Genomic DNA, 13719 nt, shown 5'->3' with positions numbered 1-13719 from the left:
AGCAATCTGCCCGCCAGCGCCTCCATTCCCGGCTCCGCCACCGCCACGCCGTCCTTCGCGCCCACCAGCGCCCCGCCGCCGCTGGACCCGAAGGAGTTCATCTCCAGCGCCAAGAAGGACACCGCGCCGCTCGGCCCGGACACCCTGTTCCCGGGCACGCAGCTGACCATGGACGGCACGGTGTACAAGAAGGGCCCGACGGCCGACACCAAGAGCTGCGCCGCCGTCGCCGGCGGCTCCCTGCCGGGGATCCTCACCGCCAACGGCTGCACCCGCCTGATGCGGGTCACCTACACCAACGGGGGCGTCGCGGCCACCGTGGGCGTCGCGGTCTTCGACACCGCGGAGCGGGCCGCGAAGGCCAAGGCCCAGACCGACGACCGCAGCATCGTGCGCTCGCTGTTCGGCAAGGGCGTCAAACCGTTCTGCGACGGCGCCTTCTGCCGCTCGACGCGGAACTCCTACGGCCGCTACGCCTACTTCACGATCTCCGGCTTCACCAGCGGCAAGAACGTCACCAACAAGGACACCAAGGTCTTCCGCACCGGAAACGACCTGGCCCAGTTCACCGCGAACCAGATCAACCGCCGCGGCCAGGCCCAGGCCTCGGCCGCGGCGGAGCGGTAGCTAACAGGTCGCGCAGCCGGCGGCGCGGGGAAGCGAGCGCTTGTTCCGCGCCTCCCTGTTCCGCGCCGCGAGCAGCTCGTCGGCCGGGTAGCCGACCTCCTCCAGGGTCAGCCCGTGCGGTCGTACGACATGCACGGCGGAGTCCCGCACGCCCGCGGCCAGCACCTTCCCGGGCCACTCCGGCCCGCGGTGCCCGTCGCCGACGAACAGCAGCGCGCCGATCAGCGAGCGCACCATGTTGTGGCAGAAGGCGTCGGCCCGCACGGTGGCGGTGACGATCCCGTCGTCCCCGCGGACCAGGCTCAGCTCCTGGAGGGTGCGGATGGTGGTCGCCCCCTCCCGCTTCTTGCAGTAGGCCGCGAAGTCGTGCTCCCCGAGCAGCGCCCGGGCGGCCTCGTTCATCGCGTCCACGTCGAGCGGCCAGTCGTGCCACAGGACGTGGCCCCGCAGCAGCGGATCCACCCCGCCCGGGTTGTCGGTGACCCGGTACGCGTACCGCCGCCAGACCGCCGAGAACCGGGCGTTGAAACCGCTCGGCGCCTCCCTGAGCGCCCACACCCGGACGTCCTTGGGCAGCCGGCCCGCGAGCCGCTTGAGCAGCTTCTCGTGGTGTTCACGCCAGACGCTCTCCGGCAGGTCGACGTGCGCCACCTGCCCCCGGGCGTGCACTCCGGCGTCGGTGCGGCCGGCGACCGTCAGCTCGTACGTCTCCCGCGACCGCGTCACCGTCCGCAGGGCGTCCTCGATCTCCCCCTGCACGGTCCGCTTCCCGCCGGCCTGCTTGGCCCAGCCGTGGAAGGCGGTGCCGTCGTAGGAGAGGTCGAGCCGGAGCCGGACGTGACCGGGCTGTACTTCGTCACTCACGTGGGAATCCTCTCAGGGCCGCACCCCGTGCGGAAAACCGGAAAGCGGGCCCGCCCCGAAGGGCGGACCCGCTTTCCGTGTCAGGCGGAGCCTCAGGCGTCCTTGGACTCCTCGGCAGCGGCCTCCTCGGCCGGGGCCTCGGTGGTCTCGGCAGCCTTGGCCTCGTCGGCCTCCTTGACCGCACGCTTGGTGGCGGCCTCGGCCTCACCCACGGCGTTCTGCTGCACCGTCAGCGCCTCGACCAGCTCGATGACGGCCATGGGCGCGTTGTCGCCACGGCGGTTACCGATCTTGGTGATGCGGGTGTAGCCACCGGGACGGTTCTCGTACCGCGGGCCGATCTCGGTGAAGAGCGTGTGCACGATGCTCTTGTCCGTGATGACCTGGAGCACCTGACGGCGGTTGTGAAGGTCGCCCTTCTTCGCCTTGGTGATCAGACGCTCGGCGTACGGGCGCAGGCGGCGGGCCTTCGCCTCGGTGGTGGTGATGCGGCCGTGCTCGAAGAGGCTCTTCGCGAGGTTCGCGAGGAGCAGCTTCTCGTGCGCGGCACTGCCGCCCAGACGGGCACCCTTGGTGGGCTTCGGCATGGTTCTTCTCCTGTGTGTCTGCCCTGGCCGTATCAGGTACCAAGGTCAGTATCCGAGCAGGCGGTTGCCTGTCGGAGATCCGGACGACGGCCCCGAGGGGCATGTCGCCCGGAAGGGGCGCGGGGAACTGCGCGACAAGCCACAGCGCACCCGCACCGGAGTACGGACCGGAAGGCCCGAGCTCTTAGTACTGCTCGGTCTCGACGAATCCGGCGTCCGCGTCGTCGTCGGCGCCGAAGGCGTCCGCGGCGGCGGTCGGGTCGAATCCGGGCGGGCTGTCCTTGAGGGCCAGGCCCATGCCGGCCAGCTTCGCCTTGACCTCGTCGATGGACTTCGCACCGAAGTTGCGGATGTCCAGCAGGTCGGCCTCGGAGCGCGCCACGAGCTCACCCACGGAGTGGATGCCCTCACGCTTGAGGCAGTTGTAGGAGCGGACCGTGAGCTCCAGCTCCTCGATCGGCAGCGCGAGATCGGCGGCCAGGGCGGCGTCCGTCGGGGACGGACCCATGTCGATGCCCTCGGCGTCGATGTTGAGTTCACGCGCCAGACCGAACAGCTCGACCAGCGTCTTGCCCGCGGAGGCCATGGCGTCACGCGGACGCATCGCCTGCTTGGTCTCGACGTCGACGATCAGCTTGTCGAAGTCGGTGCGCTGCTCGACACGCGTGGCCTCGACCTTGTACGTGACCTTCAGAACCGGCGAGTAGATCGAGTCGACCGGGATACGGCCGATCTCCTGGCCCACCTGCTTGTTCTGCACGGCGGAGACGTAGCCGCGACCGCGCTCGACGGTCAGCTCCATCTCCAGCTTGCCCTTGCCGTTGAGCGTGGCGAGGACGAGGTCGGGGTTGTGCACCTCGACACCGGCCGGGGGCGCGATGTCGGCGGCGGTGACCAGACCCGGGCCCTGCTTGCGCAGGTACATCACGACCGGCTCGTCGTGCTCCGAGGAGACGACCAGCTGCTTGATGTTGAGGATCAGGTCGGTGACGTCCTCCTTGACGCCCGGCACGGTGGTGAACTCGTGCAGCACGCCGTCGATCCGGATGCTGGTGACAGCGGCGCCGGGGATCGAGGAGAGGAGGGTACGGCGGAGCGAGTTGCCGAGGGTGTAGCCGAAGCCCGGCTCCAGCGGCTCGATCACGAACCGGGAGCGGAACTCGTCGACGACCTCTTCGGTCAACGAGGGACGCTGAGCGATCAGCATGTGTGGATCAGATCCTTCTTTCGTGGACGCCCGCTATTTGACGTCCGACGGAAACCGCACCCGTGAGAAGTGCGGGTACTGCAAGGGTACGGGCGATACGGCCCGTTGCACGGGGCCGTACCGCCCGGAAAACCCTGAAGCAGCCGGTGCGTCAGACGCGGCGGCGCTTCGGCGGGCGGCAGCCGTTGTGCGGGGTCGGGGTGACGTCCTGGATGGAGCCGACCTCGAGGCCCGTGGCCTGCAGGGAGCGGATCGCGGTCTCACGACCGGAGCCCGGGCCCTTGACGAACACGTCGACCTTGCGCATGCCGTGCTCCTGGGCGCGGCGGGCAGCCGACTCGGCGGCCATCTGCGCGGCGAACGGCGTGGACTTCCGGGAGCCCTTGAAACCGACGTGGCCGGCGGAGGCCCAGGAGATCACGTTGCCGGACGGGTCCGTGATCGAGACGATCGTGTTGTTGAACGTGCTCTTGATGTGCGCGTGGCCGTGAGCGACGTTCTTCTTTTCCTTGCGGCGCACCTTCTTGGCAGCGCCCTGACGACCCTTGGGGGGCATCTACTAACTCCTACGGGAGGTGGTCGGTCCTACAGCGAAGACCGTGGACAGGTGTCCGCTGCGGACTACTTCTTGCCCGGCTTCTTCTTGCCGGCGATGGCGCGACGCGGACCCTTGCGGGTGCGAGCGTTGGTGCTGGTGCGCTGACCGCGGACGGGCAGACCGCGACGGTGACGGAGACCCTGGTAGGTACCGATCTCGACCTTGCGGCGGATGTCGGCCTGGATCTCGCGACGGAGGTCACCCTCGGTCTTGATGTTGTTGTCGACGTACTCGCGGATCGCGACCAGCTGCTCTTCGGACAGGTCACGGACGCGGGTGTTCGGGTCGACGCCGGTCGCAGCCAGCGTCTCCTTCGAGAGGGTCCGGCCGATGCCGAACACATAGGTGAGGGCGATCTCCACGCGCTTGTCGCGCGGGATGTCGACACCGGAAACGCGTGCCATTCAATGGCTCCTGGTGAGTCTTTCGGAGGTCTTCCACAGAACCGGCTCCCGGCCGCCGTACTAGGTACGAACCGGGTCCCCGGCCTCCGACCGGGGGTGTCGAGCCGTATCGGGCGGCTCGGGTCCTGCGTATGAACATTTCAGCTCGCGTCGCGCGAATCTCTGCGATGGAGGTGCAGAGGGTGATGGTCGTGCGTCAGCCCTGGCGCTGCTTGTGGCGCGGGTTCTCGCAGATGACCATGACCCGGCCGTGACGGCGGATCACCCTGCACTTGTCGCAGATCTTCTTGACGCTCGGCTTGACCTTCATGGGGTGAGGTTCTCCGGGTCAGTGCCATCGCACCGGGCGGGCCCGGGGCGCGGGCAAGATCTACTTGTACCGGTAGACGATCCGGCCACGCGTCAGGTCGTACGGAGACAGCTCCACCACGACCCGGTCGTCAGGGAGGATGCGGATGTAGTGCATACGCATCTTGCCGCTGATGTGTGCCAGGACCTGGTGGCCGTTCTGGAGCTCGACCTTGAACATGGCGTTCGGCAGAGACTCGACGACAGTGCCCTCGATCTCGATGGCACCTTGCTTCTTGGCCACGCTTCGCCCTTCGAATCGACTACCTTGATCGACTCTCAGGCCATCCCTGGGATTCCCTTGCGGGAGCATGCGGACATGCGGGTGCACGAGAGCCGACGAGTCAGTCTACGTCGGCGCACCCCGAAAGGCGAATCGAGGAAGTCTGCCCTTCGGGGTGATCGTTAAGCAAGCGGATCCGGCGCGGCCGTGATGCCGTACTCGGCGAGCTTGGCCTTGCCCCCGTCGGGGGCGGTGAGGACGAGGGGGCCCTGGTCCGTCAGGGCGACCGAGTGCTCCCAGTGGGAGGACCAGGTGCCGTCGGTCGTGATGACCGTCCAGTCGTCGGAGAGGACCTCGGTCCGCGGGGTGCCGAGGGAGACCATCGGCTCGATGGCGAGGCAGAAGCCGGAGACCAGCTTGGGGCCCTTGCCGCGGCGGCGGTCGACGTAGTTCAGCAGGTGCGGGTCCATGTGCATCTCGGTGCCGATGCCGTGGCCGCCGTAGTCCTCGATGATGCCGTAGCGACCGCCGCCCGGCTTCGGCTGGCGGCGGATGTACGTCTCGATCGCCCGGGAGACGTCGACCAGGCGGTTGCCCTGCTTCATGGCGGCGATGCCGGCCCACATCGACTCCTCCGTCACCCGCGAGAGCTCGACCAGCTCCGGGGAGTGACCGGAGCCGACGAACGCCGTGTAGGCGGCGTCACCGTGCCAGCCGTCGACGATCGCGCCGCAGTCGATGGAGATGATGTCGCCGTCCTTGAGGACGACGTCGTCGGAGGGGATGCCGTGCACGACCACGTCGTTCACGGAGGTGCAGATGGTGGCCGGGAAGCCGCCGTAGCCCAGGAAGTTCGACTTCGCACCGTGCTCGGCGAGGACCTTGCGGGCCACCTCGTCCAGGTCCTTCGTCGTGGCGCCCGGCACCGCGGCCTCACGCGTCGCCGCGTGGATGGCGGCTACGACCAGGCCCGCCGCCCGCATCTTCGCGATCTGCTCGGGGGTCTTGATCTGCACCATGGGGGCCTGCGCTCTCCGTCACTCACGTCGACTGGGGGTACCTGTACAACAGTACGGCCGCGGCGCCCGGCAGGGCACCGCGGCCGTAGGGGCCGGGAACTACTTCCCGGCCTTCTCGCGCTTGAGAGCCTCCAGCGCCCGCTCGGTGATCTCGGCCACCGGGCCCAGGGAGGAGATCGTCACGACCAGGCCCTGTGCCTTGTAGTAGTCGATGATCGGCTCGGTCTGCGTGTGGTAGACCTCCAGCCGCGTGCGGACGGTCTCCTCGCGGTCGTCGTCGCGCTGGTACAGCTCGCCGCCGCAGACGTCGCAGACGCCCTCCTGCTTCGGCGCGTTGTACGACACGTGGAAGACGTGGGAGGAGTCGTTGCGGCAGATGCGCCGGCCGGCGATCCGCTTGACGACCTCGTCCTCCGGGACCTCCAGGTCCAGGACGGCGTCCAGCGTGATGCCCTCGTCCTGCAGCAGCTGGTCCAGCGCCTCGGCCTGCGAGACGTTGCGCGGGAAGCCGTCGAGCAGGAAGCCGTTCTCCGCGTCGGGCTGCTCCATGCGGTCCTTGGCCATCGCGATGGTCACCTCGTCCGGGACGAGGTTGCCGGCGTCCATGTAGGACTTCGCGAGCTTGCCCAGCTCGGTCTGCTGACTGATGTTGGCCCGGAACAGGTCGCCCGTGGAGATGTGCGGGACGGCCAGCTTCTCTGCGAGCCGAACGGCTTGCGTTCCCTTACCGGCACCCGGCGGCCCGACGAGGACGATACGCATCAGCGGAGGAACCCTTCGTAATTGCGCTGCTGGAGCTGGCTCTCGATCTGCTTCACCGTCTCAAGGCCGACACCCACGATGATGAGGATGCTGGTCCCGCCGAAGGGGAAGTTCTGGCTTGCCCCAAAGCCCACCAACGCCATTGTCGGTACGAGAGCGATCAGACCCAGATACAGCGAACCCGGCCAGGTGATCCGGTTGAGCACGTAGCTCAGGTACTCAGCGGTCGGTCGGCCAGCCCGGATGCCCGGGATGAAGCCACCATACTTCTTCATGTTGTCGGCTACTTCCTCGGGGTTGAAGGAGATAGCGACGTAGAAGAACGCGAAGAAAACGATGAGCAAGAAGTACGAAACGATGTAAATCGGGTGGTCGCCCTTGGTCAGGTTCTGCTCGACCCAGGTCTTCCAGCCCGACTTGCCTCCCGCGAACTGCGCCACCAGCGCCGGGATGTAGAGCAGCGAGGAGGCGAAGATGACGGGAATCACACCCGCCTGGTTCACCTTGAGCGGGATGTACGTGGACGTACCGCCGTAGGAACGGCGCCCGATCATGCGCTTCGCGTACTGCACCGGGATGCGCCGCTGGGCCTGCTCGACGAAGACGACGAGCCCGACCATGACCAGGCCCACCGCGATGACGGTGCCGAACTCGATCCAGCCGCCGGCCAGCGTGCCCTGCTTCTTGATGGCCCACAGCGCGGAGGGGAAGGTCGCGGCGATCGAGATGAACATCAGGATCGACATGCCGTTGCCGATACCGCGGTCGGTGACCAGCTCACCGAGCCACATGACGACGGCTGTACCGGCGGTCAGGCAGATGACCATCGTGATGGTGGTGAAGATCGCCGGGTCGGGGACGATCTGGCTGCCCACGGAGCACCTGGCGAACAGAGCGCCGCTGCGCGCGGTGGCGACGAGGCCGGTGCCCTGCAGGATGGCCAGCGCCACGGTCAGGTAACGGGTGTACTGCGTGATCTTCGCCGTACCCGCCTGCCCCTCCTTCTTCAGGGCCTCCAGACGCGGGATGACCACGGTCAGCAGCTGCAGGATGATGCTGGCCGTGATGTACGGCATGATGCCGAGCGCGAAGATCGTGATCTGGAGCAGCGCGCCGCCGCTGAACATGTTGACGAGACCGAACAGGCCCTGATTGCCGGACGCCTCTGTCACACACGTCTGGACGGCCTTGTAGTTGACGCCGGGGAGCGGGATGTGGGTACCGACTCGGTAGACCACGATGATGCCCAGCGTGAAGAGCAGCTTCTTGCGCAGGTCGGGCGTCCTGAACGCCCGGGCGAACGCGGTGAGCACGGTGCCTCCTGCGACCCCCGCGTGTGCGCGCGTGAGGTGACGACTTAGGGGTTGATGGCCTGAAGAACGAGATTACGGCATGCCAAGACAGCGCTGGGTGCCAGCGGCACAGACTACCTACATCAAGTGCGCTTCGGGGTAGTGCTTCACGAGCCCACCGTGGACACCCCACCCCCCTTTATCGAACCCCTGTTCGGAAACCCGTTGACCACAGCATGCACATGCCATAGCATCCGATCACACGGCTGATCGTACGGCCGTACGGCGCCAGAGGCAGCGGCCTGACCACCGCGCTTCACTCTCTGGCGAAAAACCACTGGGGGTTCAACAATGCGCATCAAGCGCTCCATACTGACCGTGACCGCCGCCGTAGCGGCCAGCCTGACGGCCGGGCTGATGCTGGCACCGGCGGCTGGTGCCGCGACGGGTGACGGCAAGTGCACCAGCACGGAACTCTGCGTTTTCAATGACTACGGGCACGAGAAGAGCAAGGGTTACTACGACCTGGACTCGCCGGCCCTGAAGAACTTCCACGGCAGGTACTACTTCAACGACGGTGCCTACATCGGCGACTCGATCTCCAGCTGGATCGCTGGTTCGGGCACTTCCTGTGACGGTTACAAGGTCTTCGTCGACGTCGACTTCAAGGGCGCCAGCCTCAAGATCGACAAGGGCACCAAGGGCAACTTCGACAGCCCCTTCACCGGCCCGTACAACGACATCATTTCGTCGTACTCCAAGTTCGGCTGCTGAGCTCGTCCTCCTCGAACAGCGGAACAGTTGATTCAGCTGCGTGGCCCCCTGCTCCGATGCAGGGGGCCACGCGGCGTTTCCCCCAAGGAGGACACGTGGCACCCCAGAAACCAGCTTCCCTTCTCGCCGTCGGCGCAGTGCTGCTGGCTGGTTGCTCCGGCGCGCATTCCCCGGCCCCGACGCCCCCAGTCGAAAACACCCCCACTGTCCGGATCGTTCACCTTCAAGTGGCCAGGCCACTCGACAAGTACGCACCCGATGACAACGACAGCACCATGCTGAAGCGAGCTGAAGCAGTGGTCGCGAATCGTTGCCTTCGAGACCTCGGCTACGAGAACCACCCTCTCGATGAGCATGCGGTACCAACACCAGAACCCAACGTGTTCGAGTTCTACTGGTTCCCGCAAGCCCGGCGCAGTGGCTACGCCGCCTCCGATGAAATTCCGAAAGGAGCTACCTGGGACAGCACTGCCTCTCAAACCGAGAAAGACCTGCTGTCCGGGAAACTGTCTGTCTACCGGGGACGCCGCGTGCCGAAGGACGGCTGCTATGGAGCGGCGGGACGGGCACTTACGAAGGACGCCCAGCCACCGCGCGTATTCAATGAGCAGGGAATGACCATCACCCGCGTGGCGGATACGAGCCCGCGCGGCCTCATAGCGTCATACGTGAGCGTCATCCGGCGGTCCCTCGCCTACAAGATCGCAGGAGACAGTCGTATCAGAAGAGTCGTGGCCCAATGGTCCGAGTGCATGAAGACGAAGGGATACCAGTACAGATCGCCTGCTCAAGCGGCGACTGACAAACGCTGGCAGGCCGGCACTGACACAGCAACCCACCGAGCGGAAATCACAACCGCGACCACGGACATGGCGTGCAAGAGGAACGTCCGGTACCTGGACGTCGTCGTCGCGGTCGAGTCAGCCTACGAGAATCAATACATCAAACAGCACCCTGCGCGCATGAAGCAGTTCCTTCTCCTGCGTGACGGGTGGCGACGCAACGCCAAGCGAATCCTGAAATGAAAAACGGCCGGGGATGATCTCACTGGTGAGACATCCCCGGCCGCTCTCAATCAGCCGATATCGGCTGTCAGACGAGCTCGGTGACCGTACCGCCGGCGGCGGTGATCTTCTCCTTGGCGGAGCCGGAGACGGCGTCGACCGTCACCTGCAGCGCCACGGAGATCTCGCCCTGGCCGAGGACCTTGACGAGGCTGTTCTTGCGAACGGCACCCTTGGCCACCAGACCCTCGACCGTGACCTCGCCACCCTCGGGGTAGAGCGCGGCCAGCTTGTCGAGGTTCACGACCTGGAACTCGGTCTTGAACGGGTTCTTGAAGCCCTTCAGCTTCGGGAGGCGCATGTGGAGCGGCATCTGGCCACCCTCGAAGCGCTCCGGAACCTGGTAGCGGGCCTTGGTGCCCTTGGTACCACGACCGGCCGTCTTACCCTTCGACGCCTCACCACGACCGACACGGGTCTTGGCGGTCTTGGCGCCCGGGGCGGGACGGAGGTTGTGGATCTTGAGCGGGTTCTGCTCCGCCATGATCAGTCGACCTCCTCGACCGTCACGAGGTGGCGGACGGTGTGCACCATGCCGCGGAACTCGGGGCGGTCCTCCTTGACGACCTGCGTGTTGATGCCCTTGAGACCAAGGGAGCGCAGGGTGTCGCGGTGGTTCTGCTTGCTGCCGATGTAGGACTTGACCTGCGTGATCTTGAGCTGCGCCATGATTACGCACCCGCCCCGGCACGCGCACGCAGCAGAGCCGCGGGAGCGACGTCCTCGAGCGGCAGACCACGGCGGGCCGCGATCTCCTCGGGACGCTGCAGGCCCTTCAGGGCCTCCACGGTCGCGTGCACGATGTTGATCGCGTTGTCGGAGCCGAGCGACTTCGACAGCACGTCGTGGATGCCGGCGCACTCCAGGACGGCACGCACGGGACCACCGGCGATAACACCGGTACCCGGCGAAGCCGGCTTGAGGAGAACGACACCGGCGGCCTTCTCACCCTGGATGGGGTGAGGGATGGTGCCCTGGATCCGGGGGACCTTGAAGAAGTGCTTCTTGGCCTCCTCAACACCCTTGGCGATGGCGGCCGGCACCTCCTTGGCCTTGCCGTAACCGACACCCACGGTGCCGTCACCGTCGCCCACCACGACCAGCGCGGTGAAGCTGAAGCGACGACCACCCTTCACAACCTTGGCGACGCGGTTGATCGCGACGACGCGCTCAACGTACGCGGTCTTCTCGGCGGCAGCAGCGCCGCCGTCACGGCCCTTCCGGTCCCGCCGCTCGCCGCCACCGGCACCGCTTCCGCGGCGCTGGGGTCCAGCCATTGGATTACCTCTCTCTTTCCGCTAGCTACAAGCGGCTCAGAACTTGAGCCCGGCTTCGCGGGCGGCGTCCGCCAGGGCGGCGATGCGCCCGGCGTACTGGTTGCCACCACGGTCGAACACGACGGCCTCGACACCGGCGGCCTTGGCACGCTCGGCGACCAGGGCGCCGACCTGCTTGGCCTGCGCGGACTTGTCGCCCTCGGCACCGCGGACCGACGCGTCCAGGGTGGACGCCGACGCCAGGGTGTGGCCCTTCAGGTCGTCGATCACCTGCGCCACGATGTGGCGGTTGGAGCGGGTCACGACCAGACGGGGGCGCTCCGCCGTACCGGAGATCCGCTTGCGGATCCGGATGTGACGGCGCTTGATCGCGGCGCGCTTGTAGGCGTCGCCCTTGAGGATCTTCTGCCCGTATGCCATGGCTTACTTACCCGCCTTTCCGACCTTGCGGCGGATGACTTCGCCCTCGTACTTGACGCCCTTGGCCTTGTACGGGTCAGGCTTGCGCAGCTTGCGGATGTTGGCCGCAACCTCGCCGACCTTCTGCTTGTCGATGCCCTCGACCGAGAAACGGGTCGGGGTCTCCACCTTGAAGGTGATGCCCTCGGGGGCCTCGACCAGGATCGGGTGGCTGTAACCGAGAGCGAACTCCAGGTTGGAACCCTTGGCGGTCACTCGGTAACCGACACCGCTGATCTCGAGCTTCTTCACGTAACCCTGGGTCACGCCGGTGATCATGTTCGCCACCAGCGTGCGGGAGAGGCCGTGCAGGGCCTTGCTCTGACGCTCGTCGTTCGGGCGCAGCACCTGGAGGGTGCCGTCCTCGCCCTTAGCGATGTCGATCGGCGCGGCAACGGTGTGGGTCAGCGAGCCCTTGGGGCCCTTGACCGAAACCGTACGGCCGTCGATGGTGACGTCCACGCCGGCGGGAACCGCGATGGGGAGCTTGCCGATGCGCGACATAGCTGTTTCCTCCGTTCCCTTCTGCTACCAGACGTAGGCGAGGACTTCCCCACCCACGCCCTTCTTGCCGGCCTGCTTGTCGGTGAGGAGCCCGTGCGACGTGGAGATGATCGCCACGCCCAGGCCGCCGAGCACCTTCGGCAGGTTGGTGGACTTCGCGTAGACCCGGAGACCGGGCTTGGAGATCCGCTTGATGCCCGCGATGGAGCGCTCACGGTTGGGGCCGAACTTCAGCTCCAGGACGAGGTTCTTGCCGACCTCGGCGTCCTCGACCTTCCAGCCCGTGATGAAGCCCTCCTGCTGGAGGATCTCCGCGATGTGCGACTTGATCTTGGAGTGCGGCATCGACACCGAGTCGTGGTACGCCGAGTTCGCGTTCCGCAGACGCGTCAACATGTCTGCGATCGGATCAGTCATGGTCATGAATTGGCCTGTGGCCTTTCTCGCCGGGGTTTCCTATATGCGCCATCCCTCTCCCCGTACTTCTTCAGACGGGACGGGTGCGGTGCGGGGACCTACGGCGTAGTAAGTCGTACGGGCGGCAGAGGCCCAACCCTCCTAGCCTAAGCCATGGGGGGAGGGGCCCCTGCCGTCCGGGTTGCTTACCGAGAGGTCCAGGAATCCCTAAAAGTGGGGATTACCAGGAGCTCTTGGTCACGCCCGGCAGCTCGCCACGGTGAGCCATCTCACGAAGGCACACGCGGCAGAGACCGAACTTGCGGTACACGGAGTGGGGACGACCACAGCGCTGGCAGCGGGTGTAGCCACGCACACCGAACTTGGGCTTGCGAGCAGCCTTCGCGATGAGAGCCTTCTTCGCCATCTCGCTCACGCCTCCTTGAACGGGAAGCCGAGGTGACGGAGAAGGGCACGGCCCTCTTCGTCGTTGGTCGCCGTGGTCACCACGGTGATGTCCATACCCCGGACACGGTCGATCTTGTCCTGGTCGATCTCGTGGAACATGACCTGCTCCGTGAGACCGAAGGTGTAGTTGCCACGGCCGTCGAACTGCTTGGGGGACAGGCCGCGGAAGTCGCGGATGCGCGGGAGCGCGAGCGACAGGGTGCGGTCCAGGAACTCCCACATGCGGTCGCCACGGAGCGTGACGTGCGCACCGATCGGCTGGCCCTCACGCAGCTTGAACTGCGCGATGGACTTGCGGGCCTTGGTGACGGCCGGCTTCTGACCGGTGATGGTGGTCAGGTCGCGGATCGCGCCCTCGATCAGCTTCGAGTCACGGGCGGCGTCGCCGACACCCATGTTGACCACGATCTTGACGAGGCCGGGAACCTGCATGACGTTCTCGTACTTGAACTCGTCACGCAGCTTGCCCGCGATCTCCTCGCGGTACTTCGTCTTCAGACGCGGAGTGGTGGTGGTAGCCATCAGATGTCCTCACCCGTCCGCTTGGCAACGCGGATCTTGTTGCCCTCTTCGTCGAAGCGGTAACCGACGCGCGTGACGACCTTCTGGCCGTCCTTCTCCACGACCAGCTGGACGTTGGACACGTGGATCGGGGCCTCGGTGGTCACGATGCCGCCGGCCTGGGAACCGCTGGCGGTCGGACCGGCCTTGGTGTGCTTCTTGACCCGGTTGACACCCTCGACCAGGACACGGTCCTCGCGGGGGTAGGCCGCGATGACCTTGCCCTGCTTGCCCTTGTCCTTACCGGTGATGACCTGGACCAGGTCGCCCTTCTTGATCTTCATG

22 protein-coding genes are annotated in these 13719 nt (G+C 66.4%); 3 read left to right on the top strand and 19 right to left on the bottom strand.

All coding sequences use genetic code 11. The features are described from left to right. On the top strand, positions 1 to 627 hold a 627-nt coding region (locus ACZ7N4_RS25960), incomplete at its 5' end, for a hypothetical protein (RefSeq protein ID WP_471361938.1). Here the strand turns inward: ACZ7N4_RS25960 and truA are convergent. From truA to secY, 10 genes are all read right to left on the bottom strand, one after another. Then, complete coding sequence (gene truA / locus ACZ7N4_RS25955; RefSeq protein WP_471361936.1) at positions 628 to 1491, bottom strand: tRNA pseudouridine(38-40) synthase TruA; 864 nt, start codon at positions 1489 to 1491, stop codon at positions 628 to 630. Between the two features lie 92 nt (positions 1492 to 1583). Next, entirely contained in the window at positions 1584 to 2078 is a 495-nt protein-coding gene (rplQ, locus tag ACZ7N4_RS25950) for a 50S ribosomal protein L17 (protein WP_189298190.1), read from the bottom strand. Between the two features lie 184 nt (positions 2079 to 2262). Further along, positions 2263 to 3285: a DNA-directed RNA polymerase subunit alpha gene (locus ACZ7N4_RS25945; protein ID WP_003966937.1), complete on the bottom strand. Its 1023-nt coding sequence runs from the start codon at positions 3283 to 3285 to the stop codon at positions 2263 to 2265. A gap of 151 nt (positions 3286 to 3436) precedes the next feature. Continuing rightward, complete coding sequence (rpsK, locus tag ACZ7N4_RS25940) at positions 3437 to 3841, bottom strand: 30S ribosomal protein S11 (protein WP_003956432.1); 405 nt, start codon at positions 3839 to 3841, stop codon at positions 3437 to 3439. A 65-nt stretch (positions 3842 to 3906) separates the two neighbouring features. After that, on the bottom strand, positions 3907 to 4287 hold the full coding sequence (rpsM, locus tag ACZ7N4_RS25935; protein WP_014674386.1) for a 30S ribosomal protein S13: 381 nt from the start codon (positions 4285 to 4287) through the stop codon (positions 3907 to 3909). 196 nt (positions 4288 to 4483) lie between these two features. After that, positions 4484 to 4597: a 50S ribosomal protein L36 gene (gene rpmJ, locus ACZ7N4_RS25930; protein WP_003998809.1), complete on the bottom strand. Its 114-nt coding sequence runs from the start codon at positions 4595 to 4597 to the stop codon at positions 4484 to 4486. A gap of 60 nt (positions 4598 to 4657) precedes the next feature. Further along, a complete protein-coding gene (gene infA, locus ACZ7N4_RS25925; protein ID WP_003948620.1) occupies positions 4658 to 4879 on the bottom strand; it encodes a translation initiation factor IF-1 in 222 nt (73 codons plus the stop codon). Positions 4880 to 5040: 161 nt separating this feature from the next. Continuing rightward, entirely contained in the window at positions 5041 to 5877 is an 837-nt protein-coding gene (gene map, locus ACZ7N4_RS25920; protein ID WP_471361933.1) for a type I methionyl aminopeptidase, read from the bottom strand. 99 nt (positions 5878 to 5976) lie between these two features. Further along, positions 5977 to 6639: an adenylate kinase gene (locus ACZ7N4_RS25915; RefSeq protein WP_471361932.1), complete on the bottom strand. Its 663-nt coding sequence runs from the start codon at positions 6637 to 6639 to the stop codon at positions 5977 to 5979. Continuing rightward, entirely contained in the window at positions 6639 to 7952 is a 1314-nt protein-coding gene (secY, locus tag ACZ7N4_RS25910) for a preprotein translocase subunit SecY (protein ID WP_471361930.1), read from the bottom strand. The genes ACZ7N4_RS25915 and secY overlap by 1 nt, the downstream gene beginning before the upstream one ends. Before the next feature lie 330 nt (positions 7953 to 8282). Between secY and ACZ7N4_RS25905 the strand changes: the two genes are divergently transcribed. Further along, entirely contained in the window at positions 8283 to 8705 is a 423-nt protein-coding gene (locus ACZ7N4_RS25905; RefSeq protein ID WP_471361928.1) for a hypothetical protein, read from the top strand. A 95-nt stretch (positions 8706 to 8800) separates the two neighbouring features. Continuing rightward, on the top strand, positions 8801 to 9730 hold the full coding sequence (locus tag ACZ7N4_RS25900; protein ID WP_471361926.1) for a hypothetical protein: 930 nt from the start codon (positions 8801 to 8803) through the stop codon (positions 9728 to 9730). A gap of 67 nt (positions 9731 to 9797) precedes the next feature. Here the strand turns inward: ACZ7N4_RS25900 and rplO are convergent, their stop codons facing one another. The 9 genes from rplO to rplX form a co-directional block, all read right to left on the bottom strand. Next, the gene (gene rplO / locus ACZ7N4_RS25895; RefSeq protein ID WP_023547373.1) at positions 9798 to 10253 is read right to left on the bottom strand and encodes a 50S ribosomal protein L15; all 456 of its coding nucleotides are present in this window, start codon (positions 10251 to 10253) and stop codon (positions 9798 to 9800) included. A gap of 2 nt (positions 10254 to 10255) precedes the next feature. Further along, positions 10256 to 10438, bottom strand: coding sequence for a 50S ribosomal protein L30 (gene rpmD / locus ACZ7N4_RS25890; protein ID WP_003974250.1), 183 nt, complete (start codon positions 10436 to 10438; stop codon positions 10256 to 10258). A gap of 2 nt (positions 10439 to 10440) precedes the next feature. After that, positions 10441 to 11046: a 30S ribosomal protein S5 gene (gene rpsE / locus ACZ7N4_RS25885; RefSeq protein ID WP_019753099.1), complete on the bottom strand. Its 606-nt coding sequence runs from the start codon at positions 11044 to 11046 to the stop codon at positions 10441 to 10443. A 36-nt stretch (positions 11047 to 11082) separates the two neighbouring features. Continuing rightward, positions 11083 to 11466 (bottom strand): 50S ribosomal protein L18, encoded by a 384-nt coding sequence (gene rplR / locus ACZ7N4_RS25880; protein WP_471361924.1) that lies wholly within the window; start codon positions 11464 to 11466, stop codon positions 11083 to 11085. 3 nt (positions 11467 to 11469) lie between these two features. Next, entirely contained in the window at positions 11470 to 12009 is a 540-nt protein-coding gene (gene rplF, locus ACZ7N4_RS25875) for a 50S ribosomal protein L6 (RefSeq protein WP_467927106.1), read from the bottom strand. Positions 12010 to 12033: 24 nt separating this feature from the next. Continuing rightward, the gene (rpsH, locus tag ACZ7N4_RS25870) at positions 12034 to 12432 is read right to left on the bottom strand and encodes a 30S ribosomal protein S8 (RefSeq protein WP_014674378.1); all 399 of its coding nucleotides are present in this window, start codon (positions 12430 to 12432) and stop codon (positions 12034 to 12036) included. A gap of 214 nt (positions 12433 to 12646) precedes the next feature. Further along, on the bottom strand, positions 12647 to 12832 hold the full coding sequence (locus ACZ7N4_RS25865) for a type Z 30S ribosomal protein S14 (protein WP_003948630.1): 186 nt from the start codon (positions 12830 to 12832) through the stop codon (positions 12647 to 12649). Positions 12833 to 12837: 5 nt separating this feature from the next. Then, on the bottom strand, positions 12838 to 13395 hold the full coding sequence (rplE, locus tag ACZ7N4_RS25860; RefSeq protein WP_014674377.1) for a 50S ribosomal protein L5: 558 nt from the start codon (positions 13393 to 13395) through the stop codon (positions 12838 to 12840). Then, positions 13395 to 13718 (bottom strand): 50S ribosomal protein L24, encoded by a 324-nt coding sequence (rplX, locus tag ACZ7N4_RS25855; RefSeq protein WP_030345434.1) that lies wholly within the window; start codon positions 13716 to 13718, stop codon positions 13395 to 13397. The genes rplE and rplX overlap by 1 nt, the downstream gene beginning before the upstream one ends. Position 13719 lies beyond the last annotated feature (1 nt).

The sequence above is a fragment of the Streptomyces sp. NPDC107654 genome, assembly GCF_055639035.1.
Note: the sequence above shows the minus strand (reverse complement) of the source record. Positions and strands in the feature narration are given on the sequence as shown.

Coding starts and splice junctions, on each gene's coding strand:
- rpmJ (WP_003998809.1), bottom strand. CDS start 4,597: ATGAAGGTCAAGCCGAGCGTCAAGAAGATCTGCGACAAGTGCAGGGTG.
- rplO (WP_023547373.1), bottom strand. CDS start 10,253: ATGGCGGAGCAGAACCCGCTCAAGATCCACAACCTCCGTCCCGCCCCG.
- rplR (WP_471361924.1), bottom strand. CDS start 11,466: ATGGCATACGGGCAGAAGATCCTCAAGGGCGACGCCTACAAGCGCGCC.
- ACZ7N4_RS25905 (WP_471361928.1), top strand. CDS start 8,283: ATGCGCATCAAGCGCTCCATACTGACCGTGACCGCCGCCGTAGCGGCC.
- rpsH (WP_014674378.1), bottom strand. CDS start 12,432: ATGACCATGACTGATCCGATCGCAGACATGTTGACGCGTCTGCGGAAC.
- ACZ7N4_RS25865 (WP_003948630.1), bottom strand. CDS start 12,832: ATGGCGAAGAAGGCTCTCATCGCGAAGGCTGCTCGCAAGCCCAAGTTC.
- rplF (WP_467927106.1), bottom strand. CDS start 12,009: ATGTCGCGCATCGGCAAGCTCCCCATCGCGGTTCCCGCCGGCGTGGAC.
- rpmD (WP_003974250.1), bottom strand. CDS start 10,438: ATGGCGCAGCTCAAGATCACGCAGGTCAAGTCCTACATCGGCAGCAAG.
- rplX (WP_030345434.1), bottom strand. CDS start 13,718: ATGAAGATCAAGAAGGGCGACCTGGTCCAGGTCATCACCGGTAAGGAC.
- rplE (WP_014674377.1), bottom strand. CDS start 13,395: ATGGCTACCACCACCACTCCGCGTCTGAAGACGAAGTACCGCGAGGAG.
- rpsE (WP_019753099.1), bottom strand. CDS start 11,046: ATGGCTGGACCCCAGCGCCGCGGAAGCGGTGCCGGTGGCGGCGAGCGG.
- ACZ7N4_RS25945 (WP_003966937.1), bottom strand. CDS start 3,285: ATGCTGATCGCTCAGCGTCCCTCGTTGACCGAAGAGGTCGTCGACGAG.
- rplQ (WP_189298190.1), bottom strand. CDS start 2,078: ATGCCGAAGCCCACCAAGGGTGCCCGTCTGGGCGGCAGTGCCGCGCAC.
- rpsK (WP_003956432.1), bottom strand. CDS start 3,841: ATGCCCCCCAAGGGTCGTCAGGGCGCTGCCAAGAAGGTGCGCCGCAAG.
- rpsM (WP_014674386.1), bottom strand. CDS start 4,287: ATGGCACGCGTTTCCGGTGTCGACATCCCGCGCGACAAGCGCGTGGAG.
- ACZ7N4_RS25915 (WP_471361932.1), bottom strand. CDS start 6,639: ATGCGTATCGTCCTCGTCGGGCCGCCGGGTGCCGGTAAGGGAACGCAA.
- map (WP_471361933.1), bottom strand. CDS start 5,877: ATGGTGCAGATCAAGACCCCCGAGCAGATCGCGAAGATGCGGGCGGCG.